This is a genomic window from Cellulomonas sp. GTC20042 (genome assembly GCF_055389595.1).
In genome coordinates this window covers 3,461,149-3,478,442 of the sequence record NZ_AP043678.1, presented here as the reverse complement: position 1 = coordinate 3,478,442, position 17,294 = coordinate 3,461,149, and the positions used below count along the sequence as shown (strand labels likewise).

The 17,294-nt window shown below is 74.7% G+C and carries 15 protein-coding genes; 9 read left to right on the top strand and 6 right to left on the bottom strand.

Going from position 1 to position 17,294, the window contains the following annotated elements; all coding sequences use genetic code 11:
• Position 1: 1 nt before the first annotated feature.
• The 3 genes from ACZ5HG_RS16105 to ACZ5HG_RS16095 all read left to right on the top strand — a co-directional run bounded on the left by ACZ5HG_RS16105 (position 2) and on the right by ACZ5HG_RS16095 (position 5,662).
• Complete coding sequence (locus ACZ5HG_RS16105) at positions 2 to 1,012, top strand: DUF3027 domain-containing protein (protein ID WP_464178137.1); 1,011 nt, start codon at positions 2 to 4, stop codon at positions 1,010 to 1,012.
• On the top strand, positions 1,009 to 4,275 hold the full coding sequence (locus tag ACZ5HG_RS16100; RefSeq protein WP_464178135.1) for a sacsin N-terminal ATP-binding-like domain-containing protein: 3,267 nt from the start codon (positions 1,009 to 1,011) through the stop codon (positions 4,273 to 4,275). Before ACZ5HG_RS16105 ends, ACZ5HG_RS16100 begins: the two co-directional genes overlap by 4 nt.
• A 70-nt stretch (positions 4,276 to 4,345) precedes the next feature.
• Complete coding sequence (locus ACZ5HG_RS16095) at positions 4,346 to 5,662, top strand: MFS transporter (RefSeq protein ID WP_464178132.1); 1,317 nt, start codon at positions 4,346 to 4,348, stop codon at positions 5,660 to 5,662.
• 18 nt (positions 5,663 to 5,680) lie between these two features.
• On the opposite strand, the gene ACZ5HG_RS16090 is transcribed toward ACZ5HG_RS16095, so the two are convergent.
• The 6 genes from ACZ5HG_RS16090 to flgN are packed head-to-tail and all read right to left on the bottom strand — an operon-like array spanning position 5,681 to position 10,481.
• Positions 5,681 to 5,923, bottom strand: a complete 243-nt coding sequence (locus ACZ5HG_RS16090) for a DUF2530 domain-containing protein (RefSeq protein ID WP_464178130.1) — start codon at positions 5,921 to 5,923, stop codon at positions 5,681 to 5,683.
• A 56-nt stretch (positions 5,924 to 5,979) separates the two neighbouring features.
• Positions 5,980 to 7,185, bottom strand: a complete 1,206-nt coding sequence (locus ACZ5HG_RS16085; protein WP_464178128.1) for an EAL and HDOD domain-containing protein — start codon at positions 7,183 to 7,185, stop codon at positions 5,980 to 5,982.
• A 51-nt stretch (positions 7,186 to 7,236) separates the two neighbouring features.
• A complete protein-coding gene (locus ACZ5HG_RS16080; protein WP_464178126.1) occupies positions 7,237 to 7,665 on the bottom strand; it encodes a flagellar assembly protein FliW in 429 nt (142 codons plus the stop codon).
• Positions 7,662 to 8,558, bottom strand: a complete 897-nt coding sequence (flgL, locus tag ACZ5HG_RS16075) for a flagellar hook-associated protein FlgL (RefSeq protein ID WP_464178124.1) — start codon at positions 8,556 to 8,558, stop codon at positions 7,662 to 7,664. The genes ACZ5HG_RS16080 and flgL overlap by 4 nt, the downstream gene beginning before the upstream one ends.
• Positions 8,555 to 9,973 (bottom strand): flagellar hook-associated protein FlgK, encoded by a 1,419-nt coding sequence (gene flgK / locus ACZ5HG_RS16070; protein WP_464178122.1) that lies wholly within the window; start codon positions 9,971 to 9,973, stop codon positions 8,555 to 8,557. The genes flgL and flgK overlap by 4 nt, the downstream gene beginning before the upstream one ends.
• 22 nt (positions 9,974 to 9,995) lie before the next feature.
• Positions 9,996 to 10,481 (bottom strand): flagellar export chaperone FlgN, encoded by a 486-nt coding sequence (gene flgN, locus ACZ5HG_RS16065; RefSeq protein WP_464178120.1) that lies wholly within the window; start codon positions 10,479 to 10,481, stop codon positions 9,996 to 9,998.
• Positions 10,482 to 10,876: 395 nt separating this feature from the next.
• On the opposite strand from flgN, the gene ACZ5HG_RS16060 reads away from it, so the two are divergent.
• From ACZ5HG_RS16060 to ACZ5HG_RS16035, 6 genes are all read left to right on the top strand, one after another.
• Complete coding sequence (locus ACZ5HG_RS16060) at positions 10,877 to 11,764, top strand: sigma-70 family RNA polymerase sigma factor (RefSeq protein WP_464178118.1); 888 nt, start codon at positions 10,877 to 10,879, stop codon at positions 11,762 to 11,764.
• A gap of 93 nt (positions 11,765 to 11,857) precedes the next feature.
• Positions 11,858 to 13,411: a glycosyltransferase family 2 protein gene (locus tag ACZ5HG_RS16055; protein WP_464178116.1), complete on the top strand. Its 1,554-nt coding sequence runs from the start codon at positions 11,858 to 11,860 to the stop codon at positions 13,409 to 13,411.
• 112 nt (positions 13,412 to 13,523) lie between these two features.
• Entirely contained in the window at positions 13,524 to 14,756 is a 1,233-nt protein-coding gene (locus ACZ5HG_RS16050) for a flagellin N-terminal helical domain-containing protein (RefSeq protein WP_464178114.1), read from the top strand.
• A gap of 189 nt (positions 14,757 to 14,945) precedes the next feature.
• Positions 14,946 to 16,304, top strand: a complete 1,359-nt coding sequence (fliD, locus tag ACZ5HG_RS16045; RefSeq protein ID WP_464178112.1) for a flagellar filament capping protein FliD — start codon at positions 14,946 to 14,948, stop codon at positions 16,302 to 16,304.
• A gap of 59 nt (positions 16,305 to 16,363) precedes the next feature.
• Complete coding sequence (locus ACZ5HG_RS16040) at positions 16,364 to 16,801, top strand: flagellar export chaperone FliS (protein ID WP_464178110.1); 438 nt, start codon at positions 16,364 to 16,366, stop codon at positions 16,799 to 16,801.
• Positions 16,791 to 17,183, top strand: coding sequence for a hypothetical protein (locus tag ACZ5HG_RS16035; protein WP_464178109.1), 393 nt, complete (start codon positions 16,791 to 16,793; stop codon positions 17,181 to 17,183). The genes ACZ5HG_RS16040 and ACZ5HG_RS16035 overlap by 11 nt, the downstream gene beginning before the upstream one ends.
• Positions 17,184 to 17,294 lie beyond the last annotated feature (111 nt).

The following is a 17,294-nucleotide window of genomic DNA, read 5'->3' as shown; positions in this document are numbered from 1 at the left end:
GATGGCGACCGCGACCCAGGACGCCGTCCTCACCGGAGCCGTCGATCTCGCCCGCGAGGTGGCCGTCGAGCTGGCCGAGCACCCGCAGGACGTCGGCGAGCACCTCGGCTGGACCCTCGAGGAGGACCGGCTCGTCTCGCACCGCTTCGCCTGCACCGCCAAGGGCTACCGCGGCTGGGTGTGGACGGTCACGCTGTCCCGCGTGCCGCGCGCCCGCACCGCCACGGTCTGCGAGGCCGTGCTGCTGCCCGGTGACGACGCCGTGCTCGCCCCCGCCTGGCTGCCCTGGGACCAGCGCCTGCGCCCGGGCGACGTCGGCCCCGGTGACGTGCTGCCGTTCCGCGCCGACGACCCGCGCCTCGAGCCCGGCTGGACGCCCACCGGCGACCCCGAGCAGGACGAGGTCGCGATCACCGAGCTCGCGCTGGCCCGCAACCGGGTGCTGTCCCGCACCGGCATCGACGAGGCCGCCGAGCGCTGGTACCGCGGACCGCAGGGTCCCGCCTCGGCCGGCTCGGTCGCCTCGGCGGACGCCTGCCTGACCTGCGGGTTCATCATCCCGCTGCAGGGCCCGCTCGGCACCGTCTTCGGCGTGTGCGCGAACGAGTGGTCCCCGGACGACGGCAAGGTCGTCGCGCTGGAGCACGGCTGCGGCGCGCACTCGGAGACCGACGTCGAGGCGCGGCCGTCCGAGTGGCCGGAGGTCCCGGTGAGCCGTGACCTGCTGGTGACGGCGAACGTGGCGGCCGTGGCGCCGGCCGTGGACGCGGCGGAGGTCGTCGTGGCCGAGGGCGCGGCGGACGAGGACGCCGTGACGGAGGCTGCTGCGGACGGGACGACGGTCGAGGTGGTCGGGACGTCCGCCGACGCCGCCGAGGTCGTCGCCGACGCGGCCGTGGCCGAGGACGCCGAGCAGCCCGTGGACGACGACGCGGCCGTGGTCGTCGAGGACGCCGTGGCCGACGCGCCCGCGCCGGGAACCGAGCCGGTCGCCCCGCAGCCGGAGCCGTGACCGCCGACGTCTTCGGCACCCGCGCGCTGCGCGACCGGGTGCTGGGGACGTGGCGCACCGATCCGGCGCGCCTGCGCGAGGACGCGAACACCGAGGAGGACCACGCCCGCGGGTACTACCGCGACCGCGTGGTGGTCGAGCTCGCGCAGAACGCCGCCGACGCGGCCGTGCGTGGCGGGGTGCCGGGGCGGCTGCTGCTCCGGCTGACCACGGCGGCCTCCCCCGATGCCACCGGGCCGGACGGCGACGCGCTGCCGGGTGCGGGCCGGGGGACGGACGCAGGCCCGGGCGCCGCGGGCTCCGGCGTCGTGCTGGTCGCGGCGAACACGGGGGCGCCGCTGGACGCCGCCGACGTCGCCTCCCTGGCGGCGATGCGCGCCTCGGCCTCCCGCGACCGTGACGTCGCACCGGCGGGGCCGGGCGTGGTCGGACGGTTCGGCGTCGGCTTCGCCGCGGTGCGCGCGGTGGCGGACGAGATCGCGGTGCGGTCCACCAGCGGTGCGGTGCGGTTCTCGCTGGCCGCGACCGCACGGGACCTGGCGTCCGCCGGGGCCGACGTGCCCGGGCTCGCGCAGGAGGTCGTCCGGCGGGACGGGTCGCTGCCCGCCCTGCGGCTGCCGCGCGAGGACGCCGGACGGCCGCCGGAGGGCTACGACACGGCGGTGGTGCTGACCCTGCGGGACGACGCCGCGGTGACGGCGGTGCGGGCGATGCTCGCCGAGGTCGCGGACCCGCTGCTGCTCGCGCTGCCGGCGCTCACCGAGATCGTGGTGGAGGACGAGCTGTCCGGCACGCTGCGCCGGGTCGCCGGCGTGGACCGCCGCTGGCGGCGGCAGACCGTCGAGGGCGTGCTCGACCCCGCGCTGCTCGCCGGGCGCCCGGTGGAGGAGCGGGACCGGCGGGGCTGGCGGATCACCTGGGCGGTGCCACGCGACGGGGCTGCCTGGCCCGCGGTGGTGCACGCGCCGACGCCCACCGACGACCCGCTCGACCTGCCCGCGCTGCTGGTGGCGACCCTGCCGCTGGACGCGACCCGACGGCACGTCGCCAGAGGTCCGGCCACGGACGCGCTGCTCGACGCGGCGGCGGAGGTGTACGCGCTGCTGGCCCAGCGGGTCGCGGAGGACGGCGAGGACGCGCTCCGGCTGGTGCCGCGCGGGCTGCCGGCGGGGGCGGTGGACGGTGCCCTGCGCGAGCGTCTGGTGGCGGCGCTGTCCCGCGTGCCGCTGCTGCCCTCGGCGGGGGACCCGGCGGACGCGGGCGGACCGGACGACGCACCCGAGATCGCCGGGCTGACGCCGACGCCCCGACCGGCCGACGCGCCGCCCACGCTGGTCGCGCCGGACCGCGCGGTGGCGCTCGCCGGGGACGACGGCCCGCTCGCCCGCGCGCTGGCCCCGTGGTTCGGCGGCCTGGTGGTGCTGCCAGCCGGTGGGCTCGCCGCCGCACGCACGCTGGGCGTCGAGGTGCGGGACCTGGCCGAGGTGGTGGAGGAGCTGCCCGCCGCCGACGGCCTGCCGGTGGCGCGCTGGCGTGCGCTGTACGCGGCGCTCGCGCCGGTGGTCGCCGACCCGGCGGCCCGCGAGGCGCTGGCTGCGCTGCCGGTGCCGCTGGCCGACGGGCGCGTGGTGCGCGGGGCCCGGGGTCTGCTGCTGCCGGACGGCGACGGCGACCTGCTCGCGGCGGCGACGGGGGTGCTCGGCCGGTGGGGCGTGCGGGTGGTGGACCCGGCCGCCGTGCACCCGGTGCTGGAGCGGCTGGGGGCGGTGCCGGCGGACCCGGCGGCGGTGCTCGCGCACCCCGGCGTGCGGCAGGCGGTGGTGGACCAGGCGGACGAGGACGACCTGGACCTGGCGGCGGAGATCAGCGAGGCGGTGCTGGACCTGGTCGCCGCGGCGCTCCGGGACGGCCCACCGCCCGACGCCGAGGAGCCGGTGGGTCCGGAGCGCGCGGTGCTCGGCCTGCTGACGCTGCGCGCGGCCGACGGCGAGCCGACACCGGCGCACGGTCTGGTGCTGCCCGGGTCCGTGGCGGAGCGGCTGCTGGACCCCCGGGTGCTGGCACCGGTGGCGGACGTGGACCGGTGGGGGACCGCAGCGCTGCTGGCGGTGGGCGTGCGGGCGGACCTGGTCGTGGTGCGCGTGCCGGAGGTGGTCGCCGGGCCGGCCGCCGGGCTGCTCGGCGCCGAGGACGACACCGATCTGCTGGCCGACACCCTGGACGGCTGGGAGGACTACCTGGCTGTGCTGACCGACCACCTCGGCGACGGGGTCGGGGTCGAGGAGGTGCTGGCGGTCGCGGACCTGGACGCCGTGCACCCGGACGCCTGGCCGGCCGTGCTCGCCCGGCTGTCGGAGCCGCCGCTGCGCCGGGCGCTGCTCGATCCGGTGCGCTCGCCGGAGGCCCCGGGTCGGACCGCACCCTCCTACGCCGCCTGGTGGCTGCGCGAGCGCGCGGGCCTCGGGCTGGACGCGCCCTTCGCGGTGGACGGCGCGGACCCGGTGCTCGCCCGGCTGCTGCCCGGAGCGCCGGCGGTGCTGGACGGCACCGACCCGGAGGTCCGGCGGGCGCTCGGCGGCGTGAGCGCGCTGACCGAGGTGCCGCTCGGCGCCTGGGGCGGGCTGCTGCGGGCGCGGACGGCTGTCGGCGGCACCGTGGACCCGACGCTGGCGGGGGCGGTGTGGGCGGCCTGGGCGCAGCGGGCGCACGAGTCCGCGGCCGCTGCGATCGACCCCGCGGGCACCGGTGACGAGGTCGAGGTGGTGCTGGCGCTGGTGGCCCCGGACAGGGTGGCGCTGGTGCACGCCGAGGACGCCGCGGTCGCACCGAGCCCGATGTGGTGGCAGCGCACCGACCTCGCCGCGGTGCTGCCCGCCGCCCCGGGCACCGCCGAGGACCTGGCCGACCTGCTGGACCTGCCGCTGCTGCCGGACCTCGCCGAGGGCACGGTGGACCAGGTGGACGGCGACGACACCGGCGACCTGGTGCCGACCCCGACCGCGGCGCTGCGGGTGCTGCCCGGCGCCCCGACCACCTGGGTCGAGCACGAGGCGCTGCGGGTGGACGGCACGCCGGTGGACTGGTGGGTGGAGGGCGAGGGCCCCGACGCGATCGTGCACGCGGTGCACCTGGCCGGCCTGGCGCGCGGGCTGGCGCAGGCGGCGGGCGACTGGTCGGCGCGGCACCTGGCCGAGCTCGCGCTGACGGACCCGGAGCGGGCGGACCTGCTGGCCGTGGAGCGCGCGGCGGACCCGCGGGGCTGACCCCCACGGGCTCCGGGATCCCGGGGGCGGTCGGGTGGCCGACCGAGGACGTGGGGCAGGATGGATCGCGATGACCTCCGCCGCACCCGACCCCGATCGCACCTCCACCGACCGCACCCCGGTTCCCGCCGCCTCGGCCCCCGCCTCCCCGCCCGGCGTCAGCGCCCGCGACCTCATCACCTCCGCCTACCTGCCCGCGGCGCTCTACGAGACCGGCCTCGGCGCGATCACCCCCGTCGTGGCCCTGGTCGCGGCGCAGATGGGCGCCCGGCTGGACCAGGCGGCGCTGGTGGTCGCGCTGGTCGGCGTCGGGCAGATCCTCGGGGACGTGCCCGCCGGGGCGCTCGCGGCGCGCGTCGGCGACCGGCGGGCCATGCTGGTCGCCGCCTCGGTGGCGGCCCTGGCGCTGAGCACGTCGGCGCTGGCGCCCACGCTGCCGGTGCTGGCGGTGGGCGTGCTGCTCACCGGGGCGGCCTCGGCGGTCTTCCACCTGGCCCGGCAGTCGTTCCTCACCGAGGTCACCCCGGTGGTGAACCGGGCCCGGGTGCTGTCGACGCTCGGCGGGGTGGCGCGGATCGGGGCGTTCCTCGGGCCGTTCCTCGGTGCGGCGCTGCTGCACGTGGCGGGGCTGCGCTCGGTGTTCTGGCTCGCGGTCGGCACCACGGTGCTCGCCGGGCTGGTGGTGCTGCTGGCCCCGGACGTCGAGGGTCGGCGAGGCCGGCCGCGCACCCGCCCGGTGGTGCCCACCGGCACGCTGCTGCGGCGGCACGCCCGGCTGCTCGGCACGCTGGGGATCGCGGTGGTGCTGGTCGGCGCGGTGCGGGCCTCGCGCCAGGTGGTGCTGCCGCTGTGGTCGGAGCACCTGGGGCTCGCGCCAGCCACCACCAGCCTGGTCTTCGGCCTGGCCGGGGCGGTCGACATGCTGCTGTTCTACCCGGCCGGCAAGGTGATGGACCGGCGCGGGCGGCTGTGGGTGGCGGTGCCGTCGATGCTGGTGCTGGGCGGGTCGATCGTGGCGCTGCCGTTCACGTCCTCGGTGGCGACGCTCTCCGTGGTGGCGATGCTGATGGGCTTCGGCAACGGGATAGGCTCCGGCATCCTCATGACGCTGGGCGCCGACGTGGCCCCGGAGCGCGGGCGGGCGCAGTTCCTCGGCATCTGGCGGGTGTTCCAGGACTCCGGTGCCGCCGCGGGGCCGGTGCTGGTGTCGGCCGTGGCGGCCGCGGGCAGCCTGGCCCTGGGGATCGCCAGCGTGGGCGTGGCCGGTCTGCTCGCCGCCGGGGCGATGGCCGTGTGGGTGCCGCGCTGGTCGGAGCACGCGAACGGGCGCACCCGGGCGCGGGCCGCGCAGGCGCGGGCGGAGATCAAGGCGGCCGCGCAGCCGTGAGCGCGCCGGACGGCCTGGTCAGCGTCCCGGCTTCGCCCGGACCCAGAGCAGCCCGAGCCCGCCGAGCGCGATCCCGGCGACGCAGGTCCACACGCCGTGCGGGCCGGTGACGTCGGTCAGCCAGAGCACCAGCGCCACCACCAGCGCGACCGCCCAGAGCGCGATGCCGCCGAGGGCGACGGGGCGCAGGCTGACCGGCACGGGGTCGGGCGCGGGACGGCGGCGCTCCGGGCGCAGGGCGAGGTGGATGAAGGACGGCACGCGCTCAGCCTAGGCCTGCCCGGCGCGCGCCAGGGCCCTCGTCCCGCGCACCGCGCTCAGAACCCGCCGAAGGCCAGCGCGGTCGCGGTGCCGAGGGCGACCGGCACGGCGGCGAGGTAGGCGTGCGCGACGTCCCACGGCTCCAGGCCGGTGGCCTGCACGGCGTCGGTGTCGTTCTCCTCGTGCGCGAGCACGGCGGCGAGCACCCGCCCGTAGCGGCCCTCGTGGTGCAGCAGGCCGACGGCGAGCTGGTCGGAGACGCCGGTGCGGGTGACCAGCTCCTCCAGGTCGATGGCCTGCTGGGCGGCGACGGCGGACAGCAGCCCGATCGTGTACGCGGCGTCGTCCCCGGCGAGGGTGCGGCAGGTCATCGCGCGGGTGAGGATCGACCACAGCGAGGCCACGGTCGCCGGCTTGGCGTCGATCAGCGAGGCGATGGCCAGCGCGTGCAGCTGCCGGGGCCCGACCAGCACGACGGCCTGGAGCACGGAGTCGATCTCGCGGCGCAGGCCGAAGGCGCTGGAGTTCACCAGGTGCAGCACCCGCATGGACAGCTCGGGGTCGGCGGCGACGGTGCGGACCACGGCCTCCTGGTCGACCGGGTCGGCGCCGAGCAGCCGGAGCAGCTCGAGGCACTGCAGCTCGCCGGCGGAGAAGGTGCGGCGGACCGGCGTGGGGTCGCGGTGGAACATCGGGCCCTGGTAGAGGTCCGCCCCGAGGGAGGCGGCCAGCTCCAGGTGCTCGGTGGAGTCGGCGTGCTCGGCGATCACGGAGGCGCCGGCCAGGTGCGCGCGGGCGACCAGCTCGGCGGTGCGGTCCGGGCCGCGGGCGAGGTCGATCTTGACCACGGACACCCGGTCGAGCAGGCGGTCCTGCGGGGCGGAGCCGTCGTAGTCGGCGAGCACCAGCCGGGTGCCGCGCGCGAGGGTCGCGGCGACCAGCGAGTCGATCTCCGGGTTGCGGGCCAGCGCCGGGGTGATCTCCAGCATGAGCCGGTCGGGCTCGTACCAGACGCTGACCTCGCCGCTGAGCAGGCGGGCGGTGCCGCGCAGCAGCACGGGCCGGTCGCCGGCCAGGCCGGACAGGTCGAGCTTCTGGTACGCGGTCTCGGCGTGCGGCTCGGCGGCCTCCTCGGGCAGCAGGGCGCCGCCCAGGTCGCCGACCCGGACGCGCACCGCGTAGCCGTAGACGGAACGGTCCGGGTGCACGACGGGCTGCCGCTGCACCGTCACCTCACCGACGCCGAGCGCCGTGCCGGTCATCTGGGGTTCCTCCGTCGTCGGTGGGTCGTGCGGGAAGAGGGGCGCGAGGTGTCAGGCGGTCCGGCCGAGGGGCGCGCGCAGCGGCCAGTCCTCGGTCAGCACGGCCTGCACGGCGGCGCCGGTGCCCGGCTCGACCAGCAGCGGGGCGAGCAGGTTCGCGGTGGGCGGCTCGCCGTCGGCGGCGGGACGCACCACGACCAGGCGGCGGACGGTCTCACGGTCCGCGCCGATGCCGGCCAGCACGGTCGGCTCGACGGTCGGGGCGTAGTCCGGGAAGAACGCGGCCGGGTCGACCACGAACAGCCGCACCGGGCGGGCGCCCTCGGGCTCCGAGCGCAGCGCGAACAGCACGCCGGTGTCGTCCAGGGACGTGAGCGTGAACTCCTCGTACCCGGCGAGCCCCGGCATGGGGGTGCGCAGGTGCAGGACCTCGGGCAGGTCGGCGTGCCGCGGGCGGGCGGCGAGCTGGGCGGCGCTCATGACAGGAAGTCCAGCAGAGTGGGCTGGAGGACCTTGGCCGCCGCGCCGAGGGCGCCCTTGTAGGCGACCTCCTGCGACTGCATGTCCAGGATCGCGGCGGCGAGGTCGACGTCCTCGATCGCGGACAGCCGGGTCTTCGCGGTGAGCGACTTCTGCGAGATCTGGTCCTGCGCGTCGTCGATCTGGTTCTCGCGGGCACCGACCGCGGCCAGCTCCTTGAGCATGTTGTTCAGGTGCGTGTCGATGTCGCCCAGCCGGCCGCTGACGTCACCGCCGCCGCGCAGCGTCGCGGACAGCTCGTCCAGCAGCGCGAACACGGAGTCGGCCGGGTCGGCGGAGCCGTTGCCGAACACGTTCTGCCCGTTGGAGTCGACCCGGACGGTGGTGCCGTCGGCGACGGTGCGGGTGACCGAGGAGCCGGCGAAGCCGTTGAAGGTGCCGTCCTCGGCGAAGGCGGCGCCGGTGGCGGTGCCGGCGAAGACCGAGCGACCGACGTAGGTGGTGTTCGCCTGCTTGAGCAGCGAGTCGCGCAGGCCGTCGATCTCCTCGGCGAGGGCGACCCGCGAGTTGAGACCGAGGGCGCCGTCGCCGCTGCGCACCGCGAGGTCGCGGACCTGGCGCAGGTTGGTCAGCGAGGTGGTGATCGCGGTGTCCACCGTGACCAGCCAGGCCTCGCCGTCGTCGGCGTTGCGGGTGTACTGCGCGAGCTGGCGCTGCTCGGCGCGCAGCCGCAGGATGTCGGACGCCCCGGCGGGGTCGTCGGAGGGCTGGTTGATCGTCTTGCCCGAGGAGAGCTGCGCCTGCAGCTTCGCCATGCTCTGAAGGTTGGCCTGCAGGTTGCCCAGCGTCGAGTTGCGCACGGTCATGTGCGTCACGCGGCTGATCGCGGTCATCGGCCCACCACCCCCGTCCGGTTGATCAGCGTGTCGAGCATCTCGTCGATGGCGGTCATCACCCGGGCCGCGCCCTGGTACGCCCGCTGGTAGGCCAGCATGTTCACGCTCTCCTCGTCGGTGTCGACGCTGGTCTGGGAGAGCACCTGCGCCTCGGCGGTGGTGCGCGCGGCCTCGGCCACGGTGGCCCGCGACGAGGCGGAGGCGGTGCGGACGCCGAGCTGGACCACCGCGGCGGACCAGAGGGCGTCGGGGCCGTCGGAGGCGGAGCCGAGCGCGGCGATCTTCTCGCCCACGCTGCCGTCGTAGCCGCCGAGGCCGGCGCCCGCGATGGCGATGTCGTCGGTGTCGGTGATCGCGACCGCCAGGCTCTGCGCGGGCTTGGCCGAGTCGTAGGTGAAGAACGCCGTGCCCGCCGTGCCGTCGGTGGTGTAGCCCGTCGTGTGCAGGGCGTTCACCTGGTCGGCGATGGTCTTCGCCAGGGCGTCGTAGGACGCGGCGGCCTGGGTGAGCATCCCGCCCTTGTCCGCCGGCGCGAGCACCGTGAGCAGGCCGGCGACGGTGCCGCCCTCCAGGCTGGCGGTGGAGCCGGTGCGCTGCCAGACGATGCTGACCGCGTCGCCGCCGGTCGCGCCGGCGAAGGTGGTCGGGCTGTCGGTGGACACCGCGAGCAGGTTGGCCTTGGAGCCGTTGACCAGCGCGTTGCCGCCGACCAGCACGTCCACGGTGCCGTTCTCCTGCACGCGGGCGCTGGCGCCGACCAGGCCGGACAGCGAGGTGATCAGCAGGTCGCGCTGGTCCATCAGCTCGTTGGCGGAGCCGCCGGCGTTGGTGATCGCGAGGATCTTCTCGTTCAGGTCGGCCAGGTTCTGCGCGGTGGTGTTGACCTGCGTCACCAGCGAGTTCGTGGTGGTGAGCGCCTGGTTCCACTGGGTCTCGGCGGCCTTGTACAGGGTGCCGACCTGGTTCACCACGGCGGCGGAGCGCTCGAGCAGCACGCCGCGGGCCGACTCCTTGTCGGAGCCGTTGACCACGTCGTTCCACGCGGCCCACATGTCGGAGAGCTGGCCCGACAGCGCGGTCTTGGCCGGCTCGCCGATGCTCTTCTCGAGCTGGGTGTACGAGGTGGCGATCTGGCCCAGGTAGGCGGAGCCGGAGGTCTCGGTGCGCAGCCGGTTGGTGGCGAACAGGTCACCGAGGCGCTCGATGCCGGACACCATGACCCCCTGGCCGACGCCGGTGCTGGTGGCGAACATGGACGGCACGGTGCTGGCGGGCAGCGCGGTCAGCGTGGCGCGCTGGCGGGTGTAGCCGACGGTGTTCGCGTTGGCCACGTTCTGCCCGGACACCTCGAGCCCCTGGCGCTGGGCGATCAGGGAGCTGAGGGCGGTGCCGAGACCGGAGAAGGTGCTCACATCGGGTCCTTGTCTGCTCTGGTCAGAACGACTGGTCGAGCAGCTGGGCGCTGCGGTCGGGCGTGGCGGACGAGTGACCCTGTCCGTCGTAGGTCTGCACGGTCTCCTGGAGGGACAGCAGCGTCTCCTGCGTGGCGCGGTGCGACATCGCCAGCAGCTCGCGGTTGCCGTCGGCCAGCTGGCTGATCTCGGTGGTGAGGGTGACGAAGGCGTCGCGGTGGGCGCGCAGCAGCTCGTCCCACGGGGCGGGCGCGTGCTCGGAGAGGGTCAGCAGGCTGACGCCCTCCTCGAGCCCGAGCTCGCGGGCGACCTCGTCGGCCTCCGTGGAGCGGCCGAGCTCGGCGTCGCGGATCTGGTCGAGCACGGTCTCCACCTCGCGGGTGGCGTGGCCGAGCCACCGGGTGCGCCCGCTGGTGAGCACGAGCTGCTCCTCCTCGAGCTTGAACAGCAGCAGCTCCAGAAGGTTGCGCTCCTTCCAGAGGACGTCGGAGAGCTGGCTCAGGGCCATCGGGAGGTGTTCCTTCCGTGCGGCGTCGTGACGGCGCGGGGGTGCCGGTCGGGGCGGGCCGCGCCGGTGGTGGTCCGTCCAGCGGGGCTCGACCTGTCCTATCGGCGAGGTGCGCCCGATCCTGAACGGTATGGACGGTCGGGAAAGCGCGGGCCCGGCTCGCAGGTCGTCGTCAGCGTGCCAGACGGGCGATCCGTGCAGATCGGACTTAGTGGACGAGGGATGAAAGGTGACGTGCATCACACTCTTCTCGGTGACGGCGGAGCTATGGGGTCCAATGACCGATTCGTCCTTCCGGAAGGTCCGAAATGGCCCGCAACGTCGCAAAAGACGGGTCCCTTGGAACTTCATGAGAAACGCTCAAGCCCGGTTCTGGCGCCGCCGAGAACGCCGGTGTGAACAGCGCAGCAGACACCTCCGTCGACGACCTCGTGGTCGCGCACATGCCCCTCGTCGGGTACCACGTGAGCGAGGTCCTGTCCCGGGTGCCCGCCACCGTCAGCCGGGAGGACCTCGTGTCCGCCGGCCACCTGGCACTGGTGCTCGCCTCCCGTGCCTACGACGCCGCCACCGGGGTGCCGTTCGCCCGGTACGCCGCGCTGCGCATCCGCGGTGCCCTGATCGACGAGCTCCGCTCGATGGACTGGGCGAGCCGCGGGGCCCGGCACCGCGCCCGTGAGCTGTCCGCCGCCAGCGACCGGCTCACCGCCACCCTGGGTCGCACCCCCACGCGCGGCGAGCTCGCCTCCGAGCTCGGCACCGACGTGGCCGCGGTCGACCAGGCCCGGCAGGACGCCGAGCGCCGGGTGCTGTCCATGGACGCCACCGTGCACCCGGTCGCCGACCTGGTCCGTGACGAGGCGCCCGGCCCGGAGGACTCCGTGCTGATCGACGAGCGCCTGCGCTACCTGCGCGCCGCTGTCGAGACGCTGCCGGACCGGCTCCGCCTGGTGATCGAGGGCCTGTTCCTCCAGGACCGGTCCGTCGCCGACCTGGCCGACGAGCTCGGCGTCACCCAGTCCCGGATCAGCCAGCTGCGCACCGAGGGCCTCGGCCTGATGCGCGACGGGCTGAACGCGAACCTGGACCCGCAGCTGGTCCCGGCCGCCGAGCGTCCGGACGGGGTGGCCGAGCGCCGCCGCCGCACCTACTTCGCCGCGGTCGCCACCCGCGCCGCGATGACCGCCGCCTCGCACTCCGCCGAGGCCGTCCGCTCCGTGCCGTCGCCGTTCGTCGCGGGCAGCCCGGCCGAGGCCTACGAGCAGCCCGCCGCCGCGGTCTGACGGGTCCGCTCCCGGGCGGCCAACGGGTTGCCCGATCCCTCAGGACTCCGCCGGCAGGGCCGATCGGGTGGGTGACACCCACCGGAGGAACTCATGCCCGCTCGCCCCACCGTGTCCGCGGTCCTGATCGTCAAGGACGAGGAGGCCGTGCTCGACGCCTGCCTCGCCTCGGTCGCCTGGGCCGACGAGATCGTCGTGTACGACACCGGCTCCACGGACGCCACGGTGGAGATCGCCCGCCGCCACACCGACGTGGTGGTCGAGGGGTACTGGGACGACGACTTCGCCGCCGCCCGCAACCGTGCGCTGTCCCACGCCACCGGCGAGTGGGTGCTGTCCATCGACGCCGACGAGGTGTTCGAGGGCGACCACGAGCGGATGCGCGAGCTGCTGGGCGGCGGCGGGGTCGACGCGCACGTCGTGGCGCAGCGCAACCTCACCGGCGTCGCCGCGCTCCCGCTGCACCTCGCCCCGCTCAGCCAGGACACCGCCGTGACCCGGGTGTTCCGCCGTGAGGCCGTCCGGTGGGAGGGGGCGCTGCACGAGCAGCCCGTCGATCTGCGCGGCACCGGATACGCCGTGGTGCGGCCGCTGCCGAACGTCGCGCTGGTGCACGTGGGCTACCTCTCCGAGATCGCCGAAGACAAGGACAAGGGCGAGCGCAACCTGGTGATCGCGCAGGCCCAGCTGGACGTCGGGCGCGCGGCCGGCCTCGGCGTGGCGGAGCTCGAGCCGCAGCGCGTGCACCTCGCGCGGGCGCTGATCACCGCCGGTCGGCCGGCGGAGGCGCTGGCCGCGGCCGACGAGATCCTCGCGGACGGGTTCGTGCTCAGCTCGTACGCCACGATCCTGGCCCGGTCGATGATCGGGGCTGCGCTCGCAGTGGCGGATGTCGCCGCGCTGGACCGGTGGCTGCGGGTGTGGGAGGAGCACGACTCGAACCCCGCGTTCGCGCTCGCCGCGCGGGCTCGGACCGCAGCCGCGCGCGGGGACGCGCCGGCGGCGCTGGCGGCGCTGGGCCGGATCCCGACCACCGTCGTGCACGCCGACGGGACGCGGCAGGACCGGGCGGAGCTCGTCACCGTCGAGGTCTGGGCGCTCGCGGCGACCGGTGACCGCCGGGCCGCGGGCCGGGTCGCGCGGGAGTCGGCCGCCGCCGGCGTCGCCCCGGGCACGCCTGCCGGGCTGGTCTCCCTGCTCGGCGACGAGCGCGGGCACGCGGTGATCGAGGCGCTGCCCGATGCGCTCTGGCGGGAGTACACCACCTGGTGCGTGCTGGACCCCGGGGCGGAGTCGCGCACCTTCCTCGGCTGGATGCACGACGTGCGCCCGGGCGACGCCGCGGTGCTGGGTGCCGCGTCCCTGCTCGCACCGGCGATGTCCCTGGAGGAGGCCGCGCAGTGGGCGGTCCACCTCCGGGCCGCGGGGCAGGCGGGGGAGTGCCCGCTGGTGCGGATCGCCGAGGACGAGCGGATGGACCCGCGCCAGCGCGCGCTGGCCGGCGCGCTCGCCTTCAGCGCGTACGGGGACGACCGCGGTCTGACGGCGCTGGAGCAGGCGCTGGTGCAGGTCGACCCGGCGCACGAGGCGGAGCTCGCCGTCCAGCTTGAGATCGTGGCTCCCGGCCTGGTCGGGGCCGCGGTCTGACGAACTTCGGATCTGTCGCGGAAAACCTCTCAAGGGTCCCGGCGAGCATCCGATGTCCAAGGTGTGCCCACGGATGGGCCACCACTGAGCCCACTCACGGAGGAAGAAGATCATGGCTCTCTCGATCAACCAGAACATCGCGGCGCTGAACTCGTACCGCAACCTGTCCAACACGCAGAACGACCTGAGCAAGTCGCTCGAGAAGTTGTCGAGCGGCCTGCGCATCAACCGCGCCGCGGACGACGCTGCTGGTCTGGCGATCTCCGAGGGCCTGCGTGCCCAGATCGGTGGCACCAAGCAGGCCGTGCGCAACGCCCAGGACGGCATCTCCGTCGTCCAGACCGCTGAGGGTGCGCTCACCGAGACGCACTCCATCCTGCAGCGCATGCGGACCCTGTCCGTGCAGGCGGCGAACGACGGTGGCCTCTCCGCCACCGCCAAGGGCAACATCCAGGACGAGATGGACCAGCTCAAGACCGAGCTGACCCGCATCTCCGACACCACGCAGTTCAACGGCACCAAGCTGCTGGACGGCAACTACACCGGCACCTTCCAGGTCGGCGCCAACACGTCCGACCAGGACAAGATCACCGTCAACCTGGTCCGGAGCAACGGCCTGTCGGCCACCGGCCTCGGGGTCAACGGCGTCAACGTGACCGGCGTCGCCACCGACGCGGTCAGCGCCACGGTGACCAACGCCGTCGCGGGCACCGCCGGTGCCGTGGGCGTGAACGCCGGTCTGGGTGCGGGCTCCGACCTGACCGCCGTCGCGAACATCGCCGACTTCGAGAAGCTGAACGGCACCATCTCGATCGGTGGCAAGTCCCTGGACCTGTCGACGGTGTCCTACGCCTCCTCCGACACCACGGTGACGGCCCGCGTGGCGAAGCTCCAGGCCGCCGCCGAGAAGGCATTCGGTGCCACCGCCGCGGGCTCGGTGACCGTCGCCGCGACCACGGCCGGCATCTCGGTCACCTTCTCCGGCACCGCCTACACCCCGGCTGCCACCCCCACCCCCACGGCGGCGCAGCTCGCGGCGGCCACCCCGGTCTTCACCCAGAAGTCCGGCGCGGTCGAGGCGATCACCAAGATCGACGCGGCCATCACCGACGTGTCGAAGGTGCGTTCGCAGCTCGGTGCGGTCCAGAACCGCTTCGACCACACCATCAACAACCTCAACGTGGCGGTCGAGAACCTGACCTCCTCCGAGAGCCGCATCCGCGACACCGACATGGCGTCGGAGATGGTCTCGTTCACCCGGGCCCAGATCCTGTCGCAGGCCGGCACCGCGATGCTCGCCCAGGCGAAGTCGATCCCGCAGAGCGTGCTCCAGCTCCTCCAGTGAGCCGCCCGGCTCCGGCCCGTCTCGCCTCGCGGTGACCGGGCCGGGGTCGGCGTCCCACCGAGGACGCACGTGAAGCAGGACCAGCACGACCGACGCGGGCGGTGTGTGGACTCACCGTCCACCACCGCCCGTGCCGCATCCCGACGCAGGACCCGCACCCGCAGGGCACCACCAGGAGGACAGGACCCGATGGCCGGCATCACCTTCAGCACCGGACTGATCAGCAACTTCCCCACGGCAGACCTGATCGACTCCACCATCGCGCTGGAGGCGAACCAGCAGACGCTGCTGTCGCAGAAGAAGACCAGCATCTCGTCGCTGTCCTCGGCGTTGCAGGCGCTGAACACCAAGGTCGCCTCGCTCGCCACCGCGGCGAAGTCCGCTGCGACCGCGTCCTCGTGGGAGGCCGTGAAGGCGAAGTCCTCCGCCGAGTCGGTGACCGCGACCACCACCGAGGACGCCCGCCCGTCGAGCGTGACCTTCCGGGTCGACTCCGTGGCCGCGTCCCAGTCCACGCTCTACACGATGCCCACCGGCTACGAGTCGGACACCCCGAGCTTCACGCTGACCCGCGCCGACGGCGAGACCGTCTCGGTGACCGCGCTGAGCAAGAACATCGGCGACATCGTCGCGGCCTTCAACGCCGAGGGCACCGGGGTCAAGGCCTCCGCGCTGAACGTCGGCACCACCGCGGAGCCGGTCTACAAGCTCCAGCTGACCGGCACCGAGACCGGCAAGGACAACATCTTCAGCGTCACGGTCGACAACGCGCTCGACGGCACCAGCATGGTCGGCAGCGAGATCCGCGCCGCCGCGGACGCCGAGATCGTGCTGTGGCCGGGCAGCGGTGCCGAGCAGAAGGTGATCTCCTCCGGCAACACCTTCGAGAACCTGGTCACCGGCGTCTCGGTCACCGTGACCGCCAAGACCACCGACGCCGTGACGGTCGACGTCACCCGGGACGACTCGAAGCTGAGCAACCTGGCCGCCGCGCTGGTGAACAACCTGAACGCGGTGCTGGGCGACATCACCTCGTACACCACGAGCAAGACCAGCACCAACGACGAGGGCACCTCGATCCTCACCGGCGGGCTGTTCTCCGGGAACGCGACGATCCGTGGTCTCCAGCAGGAGCTGCTGAGCGCCGGGTCGTCCTCGTCGAGCGGGACCTCGCTGGCCGCGATCGGCATCACCCTCGCCAAGGACGGCACCTTCGCCTTCGACACCACCGTGTTCGCCGCGGCGCTGGCCAAGGACCCGGACGCGGTGCAGAAGGCCGTGACCGGCGTCGCGTCGACGGTCCAGAAGATCGGTGAGACCGCCTCGGACGCGAGCAAGGGCACGCTGACCCTGCAGATCCAGAGCTACGACAGCGAGGTCAAGGACCTCACCGACCGGATCGCCGACTGGGACATCCGGCTCGAGGCCCGCCGCGCGTCGCTCACGACGATGTACGCCGCGATGGAGGTCCAGCTGTCGAACCTCAACTCGCAGTCCGACTACCTGACCACCCAGCTCGCCCAGCTCACCGGCTCGTCGAGCTCCTGACGTCCTGACCGGGTGCGGGCCTCACCGCCCGCCCCGCCCGTCCACCCGAAAGGATCGCCGTGTACGACGTCCGATCCCGCTTCCTGGCCGATGCCGTCGCCACCGCCGGCCCGGCGAAGCTGCTGACCATGCTGTTCGACCGCCTGCTGCTGGACCTGGACCGCGGCGAGGTCGCGCTCCGCGAGGGCCGTCGCCCGGAGGGCACCCAGCACCTCGCGCACGCGCAGGAGATCCTGGCCGAGCTCATCGCCGACCTGAACGTCGGCGCCTGGGAGGGCGGCGAGGGCCTGCTGTCGATCTACACCTTCGCGCTGTCGGAGCTGATCGAGACCAGCCTGACCGGGGACGCCGCGCGCGCGAAGGCGTGCCGCGAGGTGCTGGCCCCGCTCGGCGAGGCCTGGCACGAGGCCGCACGCTCGCTGGCGGACGACGTGCCGACCCCGCGCCCAGCCCCCGTGTCGGAGAGCGCCGGCCTCGGGGTGCTCGGTGTCGGCTGAGACGGCCCTCGCGCCGTCGCACCCCGCACCCGCACCGCCCGTCGGCGCGGCGCCGCAGGACGCCCCGGACTGGGACCACGCCTGGGCGCAGGCCCTGACCGACCTGGAGGTCGCCGCCGACGAGGCCGAGCGCCTGCTCTCGATGGCGCACCTGCCGTCGACCGCGCAGGTCGCCCAGGTGGCCGCCTGGCGTCCGCCGCACGGGCTGGGCCCGCTGCCGTACTCGCTGAAGGAGCGCGCCGAGGCGCTCGTCTCCCGCCAGCGCGACCTGGCCCGGCGCACCGCCGAGGCCGCCCGGATGAGCCGTCGTCAGGCCCGGGTCGCCGACCAGCTCTCCACCCGGCCGCCGGCCGTCCCGGTCTACCTCGACGCCGAGGGCTGACCCGCCTCTCCGCCGGATGGCGGACCCGCAAACCCGCAGGGATCGGACAAGCCCCCCGATACCTCCTCGCCCTCCGGGGTGACGCGAAGAAAAACCCTCTCGGGCTCCTCA